The organism is Luteibacter sp. TLI7-4A, from assembly GCF_056754745.1.
This window is the reverse complement of sequence record NZ_JBPGWO010000001.1, coordinates 3,557,098-3,572,127: the sequence shown is the minus strand read 5'-3', so window position 1 is coordinate 3,572,127 and position 15,030 is coordinate 3,557,098. Positions and strand designations below refer to the sequence as shown.

The following is a 15,030-nucleotide window of genomic DNA, read 5'->3' as shown; positions in this document are numbered from 1 at the left end:
GCCCCCTGGCCCGCAGAGCGCCGGCGCAGCGGGGCCTGATTCATCGGCCATCAGCGCAGTTGCACGTCTCCCAGCACCCATAGTTTCGGGCCGGGCTTGCCGGTGACGACGAAGCACAGGTCGTGCGTGCCTTCGCGCTTGGGCAGGACGCCATCGAGTGTGGCGCGGCCATCCTTCGCCTTCGCCAGCGGAATGCTGGTGAGCCTGGGCCCGTCGCAGGTGTCCTGGTGCACTTCCAGTTCGCCGGCGCCCGAACGCGCCTTGCGCGCGACGATGCCCTTGGCGTCTTTCCACAGCGCGTAGTTGTAGGGCAGGCGGTCCACCGTCACCGCGATGCCATAACGACCGTCGAGCTTCACGCCCTTCCACACCCAGCAGGTGTCCATGATGTCCACCTTGTACACGGGACGCTGGCCATTCACCGCATTGGGCGATTCCAGGCGCAGCACGAGCTTGTCGCTGCACGTGTCCAGTTCGTCGCTGGTCCGGCGCAAGAGCGACTTGGCGTCGATCTCGCGATCACGCGGGCCCGCCAGGCCGAATCCACCGGCGAACGCGTTCGCGCGAACCGTGGTCGGCAGCGAGACATCGAACGGACCGGCATAGGCGGTGGACTGCGCTGTCGGCGCGGAACCGTCGGTGGTATAGCGCAGCGTGCCGTAACCGCTCTGGTTGGAGAGCACGACCTTCGCCTTGTCCCCGCCGGCCGCCTCGGCCTGGATGGCGACCGCATATGCGCCATCGGAAGGAACGATGCCCGCCGCACGATAACGGGACATCTGCGCCGGAAGACGCGCGATGAAGCCGCTCCAATCCGCCTTGGGCGACCACGTGCGCTCGGCCAGCGCGGCCATGCGCGGGAAGATGGCGTGCTGCGTGCGGTACCAGTTCGGCAGGTACTCGCTGAATACCGTGACCTGCGCGCCGAGCACGTGGCTGGCCTTGTCCGGCGCGATCTCCGTCGACACCGGCTCGAAGTCGTAGAGCGTCTTCAACGTCTGCCCGGAAGGGCGGCCCGGTTGCTCGTCGGGAAGGCTGGATTGCAGCTGGTCGAGGTAGAGCGTCGGCGACGGCGCGAGCACGACGTCATGACCGGCGTTGGCCGCCTTGATCGCACCCTTGGTGCCTCGCCACGACATCACCGTGGCACTGGCGGGCACCTTTCCATCGAGGATCTCGTCCCAGCCGATCAGTCGGCGGCCATGTTTCTCCAGGTAGTCGCCGATGCGCGCGATGAACCAGCCCTGCATCTGTTCCTCGTCGGCGATGCCGAGCGATTTCATCTTCGCCTGCACCGTCTTCGAACGTTCCCATTCGTCCTTCGCCGCCTCGTCGCCACCGACGTGGATATACGTGGACGGGAAGACCGCCATCACCTCGTCGAGCACGTCCTGCAGGAAGACGAAGGTGCCGTCATCGACGTTGTACAGCGCGGTGTTGACGCCCCAATCGGACGATACGGAAAGCTTCTTGCCACCGGCGCCGAACTTCGGATACGCGGCGACCGCGGCCTGCGCGTGTCCCGGCATCTCGATCTCGGGCACCACGGTGATATGACGCTCCGCCGCGTAGGCCACGATCTGCTTCGCCTCCTCCTGCGTATAGAAACCGCAGTACGGATGATCGGCGTCGCCGGTCAGCGCGACATCGGGGCCGACGGGCTGGCGGCATGCGCCGATTTCCGTGAGTCGGGGATACTTCTCGATCTGCAGGCGCCAGCCCTGGTCGTCGGTCAGGTGCCAGTGGAAGGTATTGAGCTTGTGCATCGCCATCTGGTCGAGCAAGTGCTCGATCTCGTTCACCGACTGGAAGTGCCGGCTGGAGTCGAGCATCAGGCCACGCCATTCGAAGCGCGGCGCGTCGACGATATGCACGCCGGGGACGCCGTTCTGCGCCGCGGGGTCGGTGAGCAACTGCCAGTAGGTCACGGCACCGTAGAACAGGCCGGTTTCATCGTTCGCCGCGATACGCACGCCGCCGCCATCGACGTCGAGCGTATAGGCCTCGCGTCCCTTGATGCTGGATACGGTGGCGAGGGTGATGCCGCCGCTCCTGGGCTTGCCCTCGACGATGGCCGGGGTGAAACCCTTGGCCTGGCGGACCCAGCCCTGCAGTTGGACCGCGACGCGCCTGGCCTGCGTATCGCCCGGCGCCACGTTGATCGGCGTGCCCGCATCGAGGCGAAAATGCCCTGGCGTGCGCTGCACCTGCGCGGGCATGGGAATGAGGGATAGCGGAGTGTCGTCGACGGGACCGGCTTCATGCCTCGGCTGGTTGGCGCAGGCGGCAAGGCCTGCGGCCATGGCGAGGAGGAGGATTCGGCGCATCGAGGGCTCCTGTCTGATCGGTTGATGACTCGGTGGATCGGTGGATCGGTGGATCGGTGGATCGGTGGATCGGTGGATTGTGGCGGTAACCGGTGACGCTGCCTACCGTGGTGGGAGCCCGCTCTGGTGGGAGCCGACCTTGTCGGCGATCCCGCGGCAGCGGGCCAGCTTGAGGCAAGCACCCAATCGCCGACAAGGTCGGCTCCCACGAGGGCCCATCCAAAAAAAACGGGCCCGATGAAGATGCGTCGGGCCCGAGGGGAATGGAGCTTCGAGGGGTACGCGTGCGGCCGTCCGTGGCCGCACGTTCGGGACGCGCTATCAGAGGTCGAAGTGCACCGAGGCCATGTAGCGCCGGCCGGTGGTGTACTTGGCCACCGGCATCGCCGTGATGCCGAGGTACTGCTTGTACTTCTCGTTGGTGAGGTTCATGCCCGCGAGGGTGAACGACACCTGCTTGTTGAGCTTCCAGCCCAGGGTCGCGCCGAGGTCGCCGTAGTCGGCCGTGGTGGCCGGCGGCGCACCGGCGATGTAACCGCCGGCGAGGTACTTGCCACGCCAGTTGTAGGTGAGGCGGGCGCTGAACGGGCCCATTTCGTAGTACGGGCTGACCGAGTACGAGTTCTTCGAGTTGTACGGCAGCGAACCACCCGAATCCAGCGTGCCCTTGGCATACGTGTAGTTGGCGGTCACGCCGAAACCCGTATCCCAGAACGCCTGCTGGTAGCTCAGGCTGCCGCCGCGCACCTTGCCCGAACCGGTGTCGCGCGGGCGGCTGATGCTATAGGTGCAGAAGCCGTCCGGCGTGCAGAGGCCCTGGGCGACCTGGCGCGCGAACGTCGTCTGGTCGTTGAAGATGCCCGAGTTGAACTGCTGTTCCGGCGCGGAGTCGACGAAGGTGTAGTTCTCGATCTTCTTGTAGAAGCCGGTCAGGGCCACGTACGACTGCGGCGCGAAGTACCACTCGGCGGAGAGCGAGAAGTTCTTCGACTTGTACGGCTTCAGGTCGGGGTTGCCGCCGGAACCGGTGAGCACGGAGTCGTTGAGGAACAGGTTGTTCACCTGCATGTTGTACGGCGGGCGGGCGATCACCTTCGCCGCCGCCAGGCGCAGCACCACGTCTTCGCTGACGTCGTAGGCCACGTTCAGGCTGGGCAGCCAGTTCTTCGTGGTCTTGGACGAGGTCTGCCAGGAACCGGCCGGGGCGGGCAATACCGGAGCGCCGCTGTAGACGAAGCCCGTACCGTCGGTCTTGGTATCGACATAGCGGAAGCCCACGTTGCCGTGGAAGTCGCCGCCGGCGAAGTTACCCTGCACATAGGCCGCGTTGGTCTTCTCGACCAGCTTGTAGGTGCCGTTGAGGTAGGTGCCCGGGTCCTCGTTGCCGCCGTTCGTGTTGCGCACCCAGGCGTACTGGGCGTCACGGTCCGGCATCACGTGGCTCGACGAACCATCCAGCGCGCCGTCGAACGCGTCCAGCGTGTCGGTGAAGCCACCGAAGCCGAGCGCGGCGAGGTTGGTCGGTGCGTTGCCGCCGTAGACATGCGCCTGCATGCCTTCCTCATGGCGGTTCCAGCGATAGCCGAAGGCCAGTTCGTTGAAGAACGAATCGAAGTACTTCGAGAAGTCCAGCTGCGCATAGGTGTCACGCGACTGCGCCGAGTAATCGCCGTAGTTGCCCGGCCAGCCGCCGAGGCCATCCACATCGCCCATGTGCCAGTTCGCCGGATCGCGCGCGGCGGCCGGGTTGTCGAAGGCGAATCCCTTGTTGATGTCCCAGGTGTAGCCGCCGGCATAGACCGGCTCCATCACCGCCTGCGAGATGTTGTCGTTGGTCGCCTTGCTGTAGCCGGCCGCGCCGCCCAGCTTCCAGCCGTCGCCGCGATAGGTCGACTTCAGGTCGAACGCCGACGTGCGCACCACGGACTTGCGGATGTTGCTGTCGAAGGTGCCCTGCGCGATCGCCGGGCAGCCCACCGTATCGTTGCCGCAGACATGTCCGCCGGTGACGACGCCGTTCGGACCCTGGTTGAAGCTGGTGACGTTGCCTGGCGTGGCGCCGGTGAACGGATACAGCGACTGGTTCCAGTTGTCGAAGTTCTCGCGCACGAACAGGTTGTTGATGTCGATGTCCCAGTTGTCCGTCGGACGGATCTGGAAACCGAGCGTGGCGGTATCGCGCTTGCGCTTCTGCTGGAACCACGCGGAGTTCACCTCGTCGGGCACCTTCGCGTTCGGATCGAGCGTGCCGTTGGCGATGCCGGCGGCCACGGCGGGGCTGGACGCCCATTTCGATACCGGGCTGTAGCTGAAGATCTCGAAGCCCTGGCGATCGATCTTCTCTTCGTAGTGCTGGATCGAACCGATCACGCCGAAGGTGTTGCTGGCGTTCTTCCAGCTATACAGCGCCGAGCCGTTCGGGCGGGTGCCCGGCGTGGCCTGGTCGTTGTAGTTCAGGCCGAACGAACCGCGGATGGTATTCGCCGGCAGGTCCAGCGGCTCCAGCGTATGCAGCAGGATGGTGCCGCCGAGGCTGCCTTCCGGCAGGCGCGCTTCCGGCGACTTGTAGACTTCCAGGCGGCCGACGATTTCCGGGGCGAGCATGGTGAAATCGAAGCCACGGTTCGGCTGCGCGCCGTACTGCCACGGCGTCTGCGAGATCGGCTGGCCGTTGAGGAAGGTGAGGTTGAGGCTGGGATCGGTACCGTCGATGGAGACACGGTCGCCCTGGCCGAACGCACGGTCGATCACGACGCCGGGAATCTGCGTCATCGCCTCGGCGACGTTGGTGTTCGGGAACTTGCCGATGTCCTCGGCGGTGACCGCTTCGACGACGGCGTCGGCGTTGCGCTTGGTGTCCAGCGACTTCTCCAGGCTGGCGCGGATGCCGGTGACGGTGATGCCTTCGAGCTGGGCGGCCTTCGCGGCGTCCGCCTTTTCCTGGGCGGTCTGGGGCTTCGCCGGAGGCGGCGCGGCGTCTTGCGCGGCGGCGATCCCGGTGAAACAACACAATCCGGCGACGATGCTCGCCGTAAGCAGGTTTCTACGATGCGACATGATGTCCTCCCCTCAGAGGATGTAGCGACGACGGGTTTCGCGGCCGCGCCGTGCTTCGTTGCTATCGAAGGGCCTTGCGGCCCGGTTTTTGAACTAAGCGAAGCGTTCCTTTCCCGCTCTTCAATGAGCGGTCGAACCGTGCAGGTAGAGACCGGCGGCACCGATCACACCCAACTGTCCGTGGTCCATCAGACGTACCGGCACTTGCTGGAGAAAGGCGCGCATAACGCCCTTGTTGAAGAACCTGGTGGAGAAGCTGCTGGCGAGCAGGCGGTCGCGTACCTGCGGCAGGATTCCGCCGGCGAGGTACACGCCACCACGGGCGCCGTAGAGCATGGCGAGATCGCCGACGAAGCTGCCGAGCAGGCCGCAGAAGACGTCCAGCGCTTCGGTCGCGGCGATGTCGCCGCCGTCGAGCGCGGCGCCGGTCACGGCCACGGGGTGGGGCAACGTCGCGGGCGTGCCGCGCAGCGTGGAAATGGCTCGATAGAGATTGAGGAGGCCCGGCCCGGAAAGCGCGGTCTCATAGGAAACGTAATCACGGCCGCGCGCCAGCTCGGCGAGGATGGCGACTTCACGCTCGTTGCCCGGGGCCAGGGATATCTGTCCGGCTTCGGTCGGCAGCACGGTCGCGTGCGGCTTGCCGGGCATGAGCACGGCCGAACCGAGGCCCGTGCCGGGACCCATCACGAGGATCGGCCCCTCGGCCGGTTCGGCGACGGTCTCGATGATCGGCGTGGTCTCGTGGCCCTGCAGGAACTGGCAGGCGTAGGCCACGGCTTCGAAGTCGTTGACGACGGCGAGCCCGGTCAACCCCAGCGTCTCGCGAATGTCGCCGATGGACACAGGCCAGGGGAGGTTCTCGTTGACGATGGCGTCGCCAAGCACATAGCCGGCACTCGCCACGGCGCAATGCTCGATGGCGTCCTGGCCTTCCAGACGGCCGACGAAATCCTGCAGGACGGCGGTCAGGCTGGGCCAGTCCGCGCAGGCATAGCGCTCGTAACGGAGGACTTCGATCGCGGAGGAACCGGCGGCACGGCGAACCAGGCCGATACGGGCATGCGTACCGCCCACGTCGGCGGCGATGAACGCCCCGGTCCGCGATGCACGCACGATTCCCCGTTGTTTGGCCGACTCGCCCATCCCGCGCCCCTTATGGCTCCCCTATCTGCGGCCGAGTCTGTAAGCCGGATGACAACGTTGTCAACAGGACAAATGGCTAGGACATGCGCGATTCCATAACGCGCTGCAACAGGAATCGTCATCCCGCCGCATCCGCTTCCCCGCCAACCGGGCGCCGTGTGGCCGCTGGCATGCGCGTCGCATGGCGGATCAGTGGCTTGACGCGCCGCGACATCGAAAGCGACGCCCCCTGCCATCGGTCACGGGGAATGCGTGCACGGCGATTGACAACGTTACGCACACGAGTCAATAAAGGGACAAATCGGGCGTGTCCGGCGGTGCCGCCGTTCCGGATACCGAACACCACACGAGGGGAGCCACCCATGTCGTCCACCGCGGTCGCCGTCGACGAGACGCGTCATTCCAGCCTGGTCCCGATGATCATCATCGGCGTCCTGTTCTTCATCTTCGGCTTCGTCACCTGGCTCAACGGGCCACTGATCACCTTCGTCAAGCTCGCCTTCAACCTCGACGACGTGAACGCGTTCCTGGTGCCGATGGCCTTCTACCTGTCGTATTTCTTCCTCGCCCTGCCCTCGTCCTTCATCCTGAAGAAGACGGGCATGAAGAAAGGCATGGGACTCGGCCTGTTCGTCATGGCGATCGGCGCGGTGATGTTCGGCCAGTTCGTCACGATGCGCGTCTACCCGGGAGCGCTCACGGGGCTGTTCGTGATCGGCGCCGGCCTCTCGCTGCTGCAGACCGCCTCCAACCCGTACATCTCCATCCTCGGCCCGATCGACAGCGGTGCGCAGCGCATCGCCTTCATGGGCATCTGCAACAAGCTCGCGGGCGCCGCGGCACCCTTCGTGTTCAGCGCCGTGGTGATGAGCAACATCGGCAGCTTCGACAAGCAGATCGCGGCGGCCGGATCTCCCGAGGCGAAGGATGCCCTGCTCGCGGCCTTCGCCGCGAAGGTGCACCTGCCGTACATGGTGATGGCCGGCCTGTTGGTGGTGCTGGCGGTATGGGTGGTCCGTTCCTCGCTGCCGGAGATCAAGCCGTCGAGCGACAATTCCGAGCGCGCCATCGGCCATGCCAAGGGGAGCCTCTTCAGCTTTCCACACCTGTGGCTGGGCGTGCTCTGCCTGTTCGTCTACGTGGGCGTGGAGGTGATGGCCGGCGACGCCATCGGCACGTATGGGCAGGGCTTCGGCATGACGCCCGCCGACACGCAGCACTTCACCTCGTACACGCTCATCGCGATGCTGGTGGGCTATATCGCCGGCCTGCTCCTGATTCCGAAGTTCGTCTCGCAGCAGCGCTACCTGGCCTTCTCCGCCGTCCTGGGCGTGGTCTTCTCGATCGGCACCTATGTCACCAGCGGCTACGTCTCGGTGGGCTTCGTCGCCGCGCTCGGCTTCGCCAACGCGATGATGTGGCCGGCGATCTTCCCGCTGGCGATCAAGGGCCTGGGCGCCCTCACCGAATTCGGCTCGGCCTTCCTCATCATGGGCATCGCCGGCGGCGCGATCATCCCGGTGATCTTCGCCCACCTGAAGCAGACCTACGATTTCCAGGCCGTGTTCCTGTGCCTCATGGTCCCCTGCTACCTGTACATCCTGTACTACGGCGCGGCGGGCCACCGGGTCGGCCAGCACGTCAAGGACTGACGTCCCGCCTTCGCTAAGTAACGGCCATCCGCTAGGATGGCCGTCTTGCTATTGAGGGGTCGTAGATTGCGTAGCCCTACCATTAAGGACGTCGCCGAGCGCGCGGGCGTATCGCTCAAGACCGTCTCCCGCGTGATCAACCATGAGCCATCGGTCCATGCGCGTACCCGTGAGAGGGTGCAGCGCGCGATCGAGGCGCTCGATTACCAGCCCGACCAGGCCGCGCGGAGCCTGCGCAGCTCGCGTACCTACGCACTGGGACTGGTCTACGACAACCCCAACGCGCACTATGTCATCGCCATGCAGAACGGCGTGCTTTCGGTATGCCGCGAGCGTGGTTTCGGCCTGCAGATCCATCCCTGCGACTCCTCCGCCCCCCGCCTGGCGGAACAGCTGGGCGACCTGGTACGGCGCAACCGGCTGGCCGGCCTCGTGCTCTGCCCCCCGATGTCGGAGCAGCCGGGCCTGCTGGCGACGCTGACGGAACAGAAAGTGCCTTTCGTGCGGATCATCTCGGCGCGACAGGACCCGAAGGACGGCTGGCCCTGCGTCTTCGTCGACGACCGCGACGCGGCCTACGCCATCACCGAACACCTCATCCAGCTCGGACACCACCGCATCGGTTTCCTCTGGGGCGGCAAGGAGCACCGCTCCAGCCCCGAGCGTTACCAGGGCTACGAGGATGCACTGCGCGAGTACGGCATCGCGGTGGACAAGAAGCTCGTGGTGGAGGGCGACTATTCGTTCGACGATGGCTTCCGCGGCGCGCGCAAGCTGCTCGCCTTGAAGGAGCCGCCCACGGCTATCTTCGGCTCGAACGACGAGATCGCGGCCGGCGTGCTCGCCGCCGCCCGTTCCGGTGGCGTGGACGTGCCCTGGGAATTGTCCATCGCCGGCTTCGAGGACAGCCCGTTCTCCAAGCAGTCGTGGCCCGCGCTGACCACCGCGCGCCAGAACACGGAAGAAATCGGCCGCCACGCGGCGCAACGCCTCATCGCGGAACTCGAACGCGAGGACAACGACCCGATGATCGAGAACGAGGGCTTCAGCCCGGATCTCGTCGTGCGCGGGTCGACGGCACCGCGGCGGTTATGACCGTTCGCCGCGATCAGGCGATGGTCATCACGCCGATCGCGCCGATCGCCAGGACCACGCCGAACCAGTTGACCGCCGCCAGGCGCTCCTTGAAGCCGAAGGCGCCCACGAGGGCGCCGAGCACCACGACACCCACGTTCATCGACGCGAACACGAGCGACGGGTCCTTCGGCAACGCCTGGTGGCCACGCACGTAGAACAGGATGTTCGCGAAATTGGCGGCGCCCAGCAGGACGCCGAAACCCAGGCTGCGCGCCGTGACCGGCGCCTGCCGCGTGGCGGCACGCACCAGCACCGCGACCCAGCACAGCACCATGGCGATGAGGAACGACGCGAGCAAGGCGCTCGCGAATGGAGCGCCCGCCTGCGCGACCAGCTTGAAGCAGATGTCGATCGCGCCGAACCCCGCGAACACGGACAGCGGTGCCAGCCAGCTACCGCGCTCCGTGCCGCCGCGCTCTTTTCGCCAGAGCACGCAGAACACCGCGGCGAGCGCGAGGACGATGCCCAGCGACTTGATCCCGGTGAGTGTATCGCCGAGGAAGACGAAGGCGGCGATGAGCGAAAGAAATAACGAAAGGCGCTGCGCCACGTCGGTGCGAACGATGCCGGCGCTGCGGACCGATCGCGCCAACATCAGGAAGATCGTGGGCAATAGCACGCCAAGCACCACCAGCGGCACATAGGTGGCTTTCGCATCGATGGCGGCCTGCGGCGTCGCGTGGAGCAGCCATACGCAGAGCGACGCGGCCACGACGTAGTTCGTGGCCACCGCCTGCACGATGTCGATGTTCGCGCGGCGCGCGAGCTTGAGCAGGGCCGAGACGGCGACGCTGAAAACGACGGCAAGCAGAATGTAGGTCATGGGCACGGCGTGCGGCACGGCAGGGCTGCGAAGGATCGCACATGGGCACGACAGCCGGTGGCTACCTTCGCGCTACCCGGGCAGTGACGGCTCTCAGGCCTTGCGGGTCAGCGTCGCCGCCTCGCGTGCGAGGGCTTCGATGCCGGCCCAGTCCGAAGCGGCCAACTTGTCGGCGGGAGTGAGCCAGGACCCTCCGACGCAGACGACGTTGGGCAGGGACAGGAACTCCGCGGCGTTGGCGAGGCCGATGCCGCCCGTCGGGCAAAACCGGATCTGCGGCAGCGGACTGGCCCAGGCGCCGATCAGTTTCGCACCGCCGGCCGGTACCGCCGGGAAGAACTTCTGGAAGCGGTAGCCTCGCTCGAGCAGTTCCATCGCCTCGCTGGAGGTCGCGGCGCCCGGAAGCAGCGGCAATTCCGAGTCGTCCGCCGCATCGAGCAGGCGCGGCGCGCTGCCAGGCGACACCGCGAATTTCGCGCCCGCCTTGTATGCGTTCTCGAGGTCGCGCGCGGTGAGCACCGTGCCGACGCCGACGAAGGCGCCTTCCACTTCGGCCGCGATCGCGCGCACCGCGTCCAGGGCGGCGGGCGTGCGCAGTGTCACCTCGATCGCGGGAACGCCGCCCGCGACCAGGGCGCGCGCCATGCCCACGGCCTTCGAGGCGTCGTCGATGATCACCACGGGAACCACCGGCGCGAGGCGCAACGTGGCTTCGACGAGTTTCTGCTTCGCTTCGTTGCTCATCAGGTACTGCTCCGGTAAATCAAAAGACGCCCGCGCCCAGGTCGGCCGTGACGGCCGACTGGCGGAACATGGCGAAGAGTTCGCGACCCATGCCCGTGTGATGCATGGCAAGGTCGACGTGGTCGGGGACGCGGCTGTTCCACTCGTCGGCATCGACCAGCACCTGGAGCGTGCCGTTGACGGCGTCGACGCGCACGGGATCGCCCGTGCGGATGCGTGCGATGGGCCCGCCCGCCTCGGCTTCCGGCGTGACGTGGATCGCCGCCGGCACGCGCCCGGATGCACCGGACATGCGGCCATCGGTGACCAGGGCCACGCGGTACCCGCGGTCCTGCAACAGGCTCAGCGTCGGCGTGAGCTTGTGCAGCTCGGGCATGCCACGCGCGCGTGGGCCCTGGAAGCGGACCACCGCGACGAAATCGCGATCGAGCTCGCCACGGTCGAAGGCCGCCTTCACGTCGTCCTGTTCGTCGAACACGATGGCCGGCGCCTCGACGACCATGCGGTCGTCCGGTACCGAGGACACCTTGATCACGCCACGGCCGATGTTGCCGTTCAACATGCGCAAGCCGCCATCGTGGCGGAACGGTTCGGTGATGGAGCGGAGCACGCCACGGTTGCCACTCTCCTTCGACACCGGCTTCCACACGAGCGCGCCGTCCTCGAGGGCGGGCGCGGTGCGGTAACGATGCAGGCCGTGGCCCATGATCGTGTTCACGTCGTCGTGCAGCAGGCCGGCATCGAGCAACTGGTCGATCAGGAAGCCCATGCCACCGGCTTCGTGGAAGTGGTTCACGTCCGCGTAGCCGTTGGGATAGACACGCGCCAGCAACGGCACCACGGCCGAGAGCGCGTCGAAATCGTCCCAGCGTAGTTCCACGCCGGCCGCCCGCGCGATGGCGACGAGATGCAGCAGGTGGTTGGTGGAACCGCCCGTGGCGTGCAGGCCCACCACGCCATTCACGATGGCGCGCTCGTCGACGATGCGGCCCAGCGGCAGGTAATGATCGCCCAGGGTGTCGATGGCCAGCACGCGTTCCACGGTGGCCCGGGTGAGCGCGTCGCGCAACGGCGTGTCCGGCGCCTCGAAGCTCGCGCCGGGCAGGTGCAGGCCCATGATCTCCATCAACATCTGGTTGGAGTTGGCGGTCCCGTAGAAAGTGCACGTGCCCGAACCATGGTACGAGCGCGCTTCGGCCTCGAGCAGTTCGGCACGCGTGGCCTTGCCGGCGGCGAACGCCTGGCGCACCTTCGACTTCTCCTCGTTGGGGATACCCGAGGGCATCGGGCCCGAGGGCACGAAGGCACCGGCGAGGTGGCCGAAGCTCAGTGCGCCGATCAGCATGCCCGGCACGATCTTGTCGCAGATGCCCAGGTATAACGCCCCCTCGTACATGTCGTGCGAAAGCGAGACCGCCGTGGCCATGGCGATGAGGTCGCGCGAGAACAGCGACAGCTCCATGCCGGGACGGCCCTGGGTCACGCCGTCGCACATCGCCGGCACGCCACCCGCGACCTGGGCGGTGGCGCCGAGCGAACGGGCTGTCTGGCGGATGAGTTCCGGATAGCGCTCGTACGGCTGGTGCGCCGAGAGCATGTCGTTGTACGAGGTGACGATCGCGATATTTGCCGCATGACCGTTGCGCAGGGCGTCCTTGTCGGTCTCCGCGCAGGCGGCGAAGCCGTGCGCGAGGTTGCCGCACGACAGGTGGTGGCGCTTGGCGCCCTTGCCGCGCGCCGCGTCGATCTTGGCAAGGTAGGCGGCGCGCGAGGTGCGGCTACGCTCGACGATTCGCCGGGTCACCTCGGCGAGGGTGGGGTGAATGCTCATGGCGTTTCCTGAGGCTTGGTCCCGGAGCCGTGCGTATCTGGCGCGGCTTCAGGGCCTGGCGGGTTGCTTACGGTGCCCAGTAGACGTCGACCGGCACGCGATCCTGCTTCAGCACGGCGGCGATGGGGAAATCCGCGCCGGCCAGGGCCTTGCCCAGCAGGTCCTTCTTGTCGTCGCCTTCGATGTGCAGGTACAGCGCGCGGGTATCGAGTACACGCGGCAGGCTGAGCGTGATGCGCGGCTCGCCCGCTCCCTCGGCGCGCATCGACAGCACGGGCTGCGTGCCGTCGAGGTCGAGCGCCTCGGCGAGGTGATCGCCACCCGGGAAGAACGACGCGGTATGGCCGTCCGGCCCCATGCCGAGCAACACGACGTCGAACGGGGAGCCGAGCGCGTCGACGCGCTTGCCGACATCGGCGAGCGCGGCGTCCACGTCGTCCTTGTGTGCGCGGTCGAACAGCGGCAGGAAGGATGCGACATGCGCTTCGTGGGTGAGCAGCGTGCTGGAGACCAGGCGTGCATTCGAGCGGTCGCTGTCGGTGTCCACCCAGCGCTCGTCGACCAGCGTGACGGTGACCCTGGACCAGTCGATCTCCTGCTCGGCGAGCACGGCGAACATCACCTTCGGCGTGCCGCCACCCGAAACGGCGATCGTGGCCTTGCCGCGTGCCTCGATCGCGGCGTCGAGCTTCGAGGCGACCTCCCGGGCGAGCTTGTCGGCGAGGGTGAGACGGTCGGCGAATTCGTGTCGGTTCACTTTTGCGTTCATGCGGCGTCCTCGGCCCAGGTGCGGCCATCGCGTTCGATGAGCGCCACGGCGGCGCTCGGACCCCAGGTGCCCGCGGTATACGGCTTGGGCGTATCGCCGCCGGCCTCCCACGCGTCGAGGATGGGGCCGGCCCACTTCCATGCCGCCTCGACTTCGTCGCGGCGCATGAACAGGGTCGGATTGCCACGCACGACATCGAGGATCAGCCGTTCGTACGCGTCGGGCTGCTGCACGCCGAAGGCCGCCGCGAAACTCATGTCGAGCGGCACGTGGCGCAGGCGCAGGCCACCCGGGCCCGGGTGCTTGATGGTCAGCCACAGCTTCACGCCTTCGTCCGGCTGCAGGCGCAGCGTGAGGCGGTTGGGCAACAGCGGACCGCTGGTGGGATCGAAGATGGAATGCGGCAACGCGCGGAACGTCACCACGATCTCCGATACCCGGTTGGGAAGGCGCTTGCCGGTGCGCAGGTAGAACGGCACGCCGGCCCAGCGCCAGTTACCGATCTCCGCCTTGAGGGCGACGAAGGTTTCGGTCTTCGACTGGTCGCTGCCGAGCTCGTCGAGATAGCCCGGGACGCCTTGGCCTTCGGCCGCACCGGCGCGGTACTGGCCGCGCACGGTGAGCTGTGCCGCGTTGCGGGCGTCGATCGGACGCAGCGAACGCAGCACCTTCAGTTTCTCGTCGCGCACGGCGTCCGGCGCCAGCGACGACGGCGGCTCCATGGCGAGCATGCACAGGAGTTGCAGGATGTGGTTCTGGACCATGTCGCGCAATGCGCCGGCCCGGTCGTAGTAGCCGGCGCGATGGCCGACACCGACCGTCTCGGCCACGGTGATCTGCACGTGGTCGATGTGCTGGGCGTTCCACAGCGGCTCGAACAGGGCGTTGCCGAAGCGCAACGCCAACAGGTTCTGCACCGTTTCCTTACCGAGGTAATGGTCGATGCGATAGGTCTGCGACTCGCCGAAGACCCGCGCCACGGCGTCGTTGATCGCGTTGGCACTGTCGAGGTCGCGGCCGATCGGCTTTTCCAGCACCACGCGCGAGCGTTCGCCATTGAGCCCGAGCGAGCCCAGGCGCTGGCAGATGTCGGTGAAGATGTCCGGCGAGGTCGACAGGTAGAACACGCGGATATGGCTGGGCTCCGCCGCCATGAGGCTGGCGAAATCGTCCCAGCCATCGGCCTTGCGCGCGTCGAGCGAGCGGTAGCCGATCATCTGGATGAAGGCGTCGAGTTGGGCGGGCACGATATGCGACACGCTCTTCTCGACCGCGGCTCGCACCTGCTCGCGGTACGCGGCGTCGTCCAGGCCTTCGCGGGCCACGCCGATGATGCGGCTCTTCGCCTGGATCTGCCCGTCCGCGAAGCGGTGGTACATGGCGGGCAACAACTTGCGGACGGCGAGATCGCCGGTGCCGCCAAAAATGACCAGATCGAACGGTTCGATCGGCAGGAGGGGAGCGCTCACGACAGAGGCCTCTTGAAGGATCGTTGGAATGCCTCCGGATCGTACCAGTGACATACCAGGACGTACCAGCCCCGT

The 15,030-nt window shown here is 66.7% G+C and carries 10 protein-coding genes; 2 read left to right on the top strand and 8 right to left on the bottom strand.

From position 1 onward, the window contains the following. Positions 1-50: 50 nt before the first annotated feature. From ACR9Y6_RS15680 to ACR9Y6_RS15670, 3 genes are all read right to left on the bottom strand, one after another. On the bottom strand, positions 51-2,327 hold the full coding sequence (locus ACR9Y6_RS15680; protein ID WP_481282123.1) for a family 20 glycosylhydrolase: 2,277 nt from the start codon (positions 2,325-2,327) through the stop codon (positions 51-53). A 321-nt stretch (positions 2,328-2,648) separates the two neighbouring features. Continuing rightward, complete coding sequence (locus ACR9Y6_RS15675; RefSeq protein ID WP_481282122.1) at positions 2,649-5,384, bottom strand: TonB-dependent receptor; 2,736 nt, start codon at positions 5,382-5,384, stop codon at positions 2,649-2,651. Positions 5,385-5,504: 120 nt separating this feature from the next. Further along, positions 5,505-6,530: a glucokinase gene (locus tag ACR9Y6_RS15670; protein WP_481282121.1), complete on the bottom strand. Its 1,026-nt coding sequence runs from the start codon at positions 6,528-6,530 to the stop codon at positions 5,505-5,507. 362 nt (positions 6,531-6,892) lie between these two features. On the opposite strand from ACR9Y6_RS15670, the gene ACR9Y6_RS15665 reads away from it, so the two are divergent. Next, positions 6,893-8,182, top strand: coding sequence for a sugar MFS transporter (locus ACR9Y6_RS15665; protein WP_371024279.1), 1,290 nt, complete (start codon positions 6,893-6,895; stop codon positions 8,180-8,182). Between the two features lie 66 nt (positions 8,183-8,248). Next, positions 8,249-9,277 (top strand): LacI family DNA-binding transcriptional regulator, encoded by a 1,029-nt coding sequence (locus ACR9Y6_RS15660; RefSeq protein WP_371024280.1) that lies wholly within the window; start codon positions 8,249-8,251, stop codon positions 9,275-9,277. Positions 9,278-9,290: 13 nt separating this feature from the next. On the opposite strand, the gene ACR9Y6_RS15655 is transcribed toward ACR9Y6_RS15660, so the two are convergent. From ACR9Y6_RS15655 to zwf, 5 genes are all read right to left on the bottom strand, one after another. Beyond that, positions 9,291-10,142, bottom strand: coding sequence for an EamA family transporter (locus ACR9Y6_RS15655; RefSeq protein WP_481282120.1), 852 nt, complete (start codon positions 10,140-10,142; stop codon positions 9,291-9,293). Between the two features lie 93 nt (positions 10,143-10,235). Next, positions 10,236-10,886: a bifunctional 4-hydroxy-2-oxoglutarate aldolase/2-dehydro-3-deoxy-phosphogluconate aldolase gene (gene eda / locus ACR9Y6_RS15650; protein WP_448099294.1), complete on the bottom strand. Its 651-nt coding sequence runs from the start codon at positions 10,884-10,886 to the stop codon at positions 10,236-10,238. Positions 10,887-10,905: 19 nt separating this feature from the next. Continuing rightward, complete coding sequence (edd, locus tag ACR9Y6_RS15645) at positions 10,906-12,717, bottom strand: phosphogluconate dehydratase (RefSeq protein ID WP_481282119.1); 1,812 nt, start codon at positions 12,715-12,717, stop codon at positions 10,906-10,908. A gap of 67 nt (positions 12,718-12,784) precedes the next feature. Next, positions 12,785-13,486 (bottom strand): 6-phosphogluconolactonase, encoded by a 702-nt coding sequence (gene pgl, locus ACR9Y6_RS15640; RefSeq protein WP_481282118.1) that lies wholly within the window; start codon positions 13,484-13,486, stop codon positions 12,785-12,787. Further along, entirely contained in the window at positions 13,483-14,955 is a 1,473-nt protein-coding gene (gene zwf / locus ACR9Y6_RS15635; RefSeq protein ID WP_481282117.1) for a glucose-6-phosphate dehydrogenase, read from the bottom strand. Before zwf ends, pgl begins: the two co-directional genes overlap by 4 nt. Positions 14,956-15,030: the final 75 nt, after the last annotated feature.

What these genes read in the sequence shown, in the direction of transcription:
- eda (WP_448099294.1), bottom strand. Translation starts at nt 10,886, where the DNA reads ATGAGCAACGAAGCGAAGCAGAAACTCGTCGAAGCCACGTTGCGCCTC.
- ACR9Y6_RS15675 (WP_481282122.1), bottom strand. Translation starts at nt 5,384, where the DNA reads ATGTCGCATCGTAGAAACCTGCTTACGGCGAGCATCGTCGCCGGATTG.
- pgl (WP_481282118.1), bottom strand. Translation starts at nt 13,486, where the DNA reads ATGAACGCAAAAGTGAACCGACACGAATTCGCCGACCGTCTCACCCTC.
- edd (WP_481282119.1), bottom strand. Translation starts at nt 12,717, where the DNA reads ATGAGCATTCACCCCACCCTCGCCGAGGTGACCCGGCGAATCGTCGAG.
- ACR9Y6_RS15670 (WP_481282121.1), bottom strand. Translation starts at nt 6,530, where the DNA reads ATGGGCGAGTCGGCCAAACAACGGGGAATCGTGCGTGCATCGCGGACC.
- ACR9Y6_RS15680 (WP_481282123.1), bottom strand. Translation starts at nt 2,327, where the DNA reads ATGCGCCGAATCCTCCTCCTCGCCATGGCCGCAGGCCTTGCCGCCTGC.
- ACR9Y6_RS15665 (WP_371024279.1), top strand. Translation starts at nt 6,893, where the DNA reads ATGTCGTCCACCGCGGTCGCCGTCGACGAGACGCGTCATTCCAGCCTG.
- ACR9Y6_RS15655 (WP_481282120.1), bottom strand. Translation starts at nt 10,142, where the DNA reads ATGACCTACATTCTGCTTGCCGTCGTTTTCAGCGTCGCCGTCTCGGCC.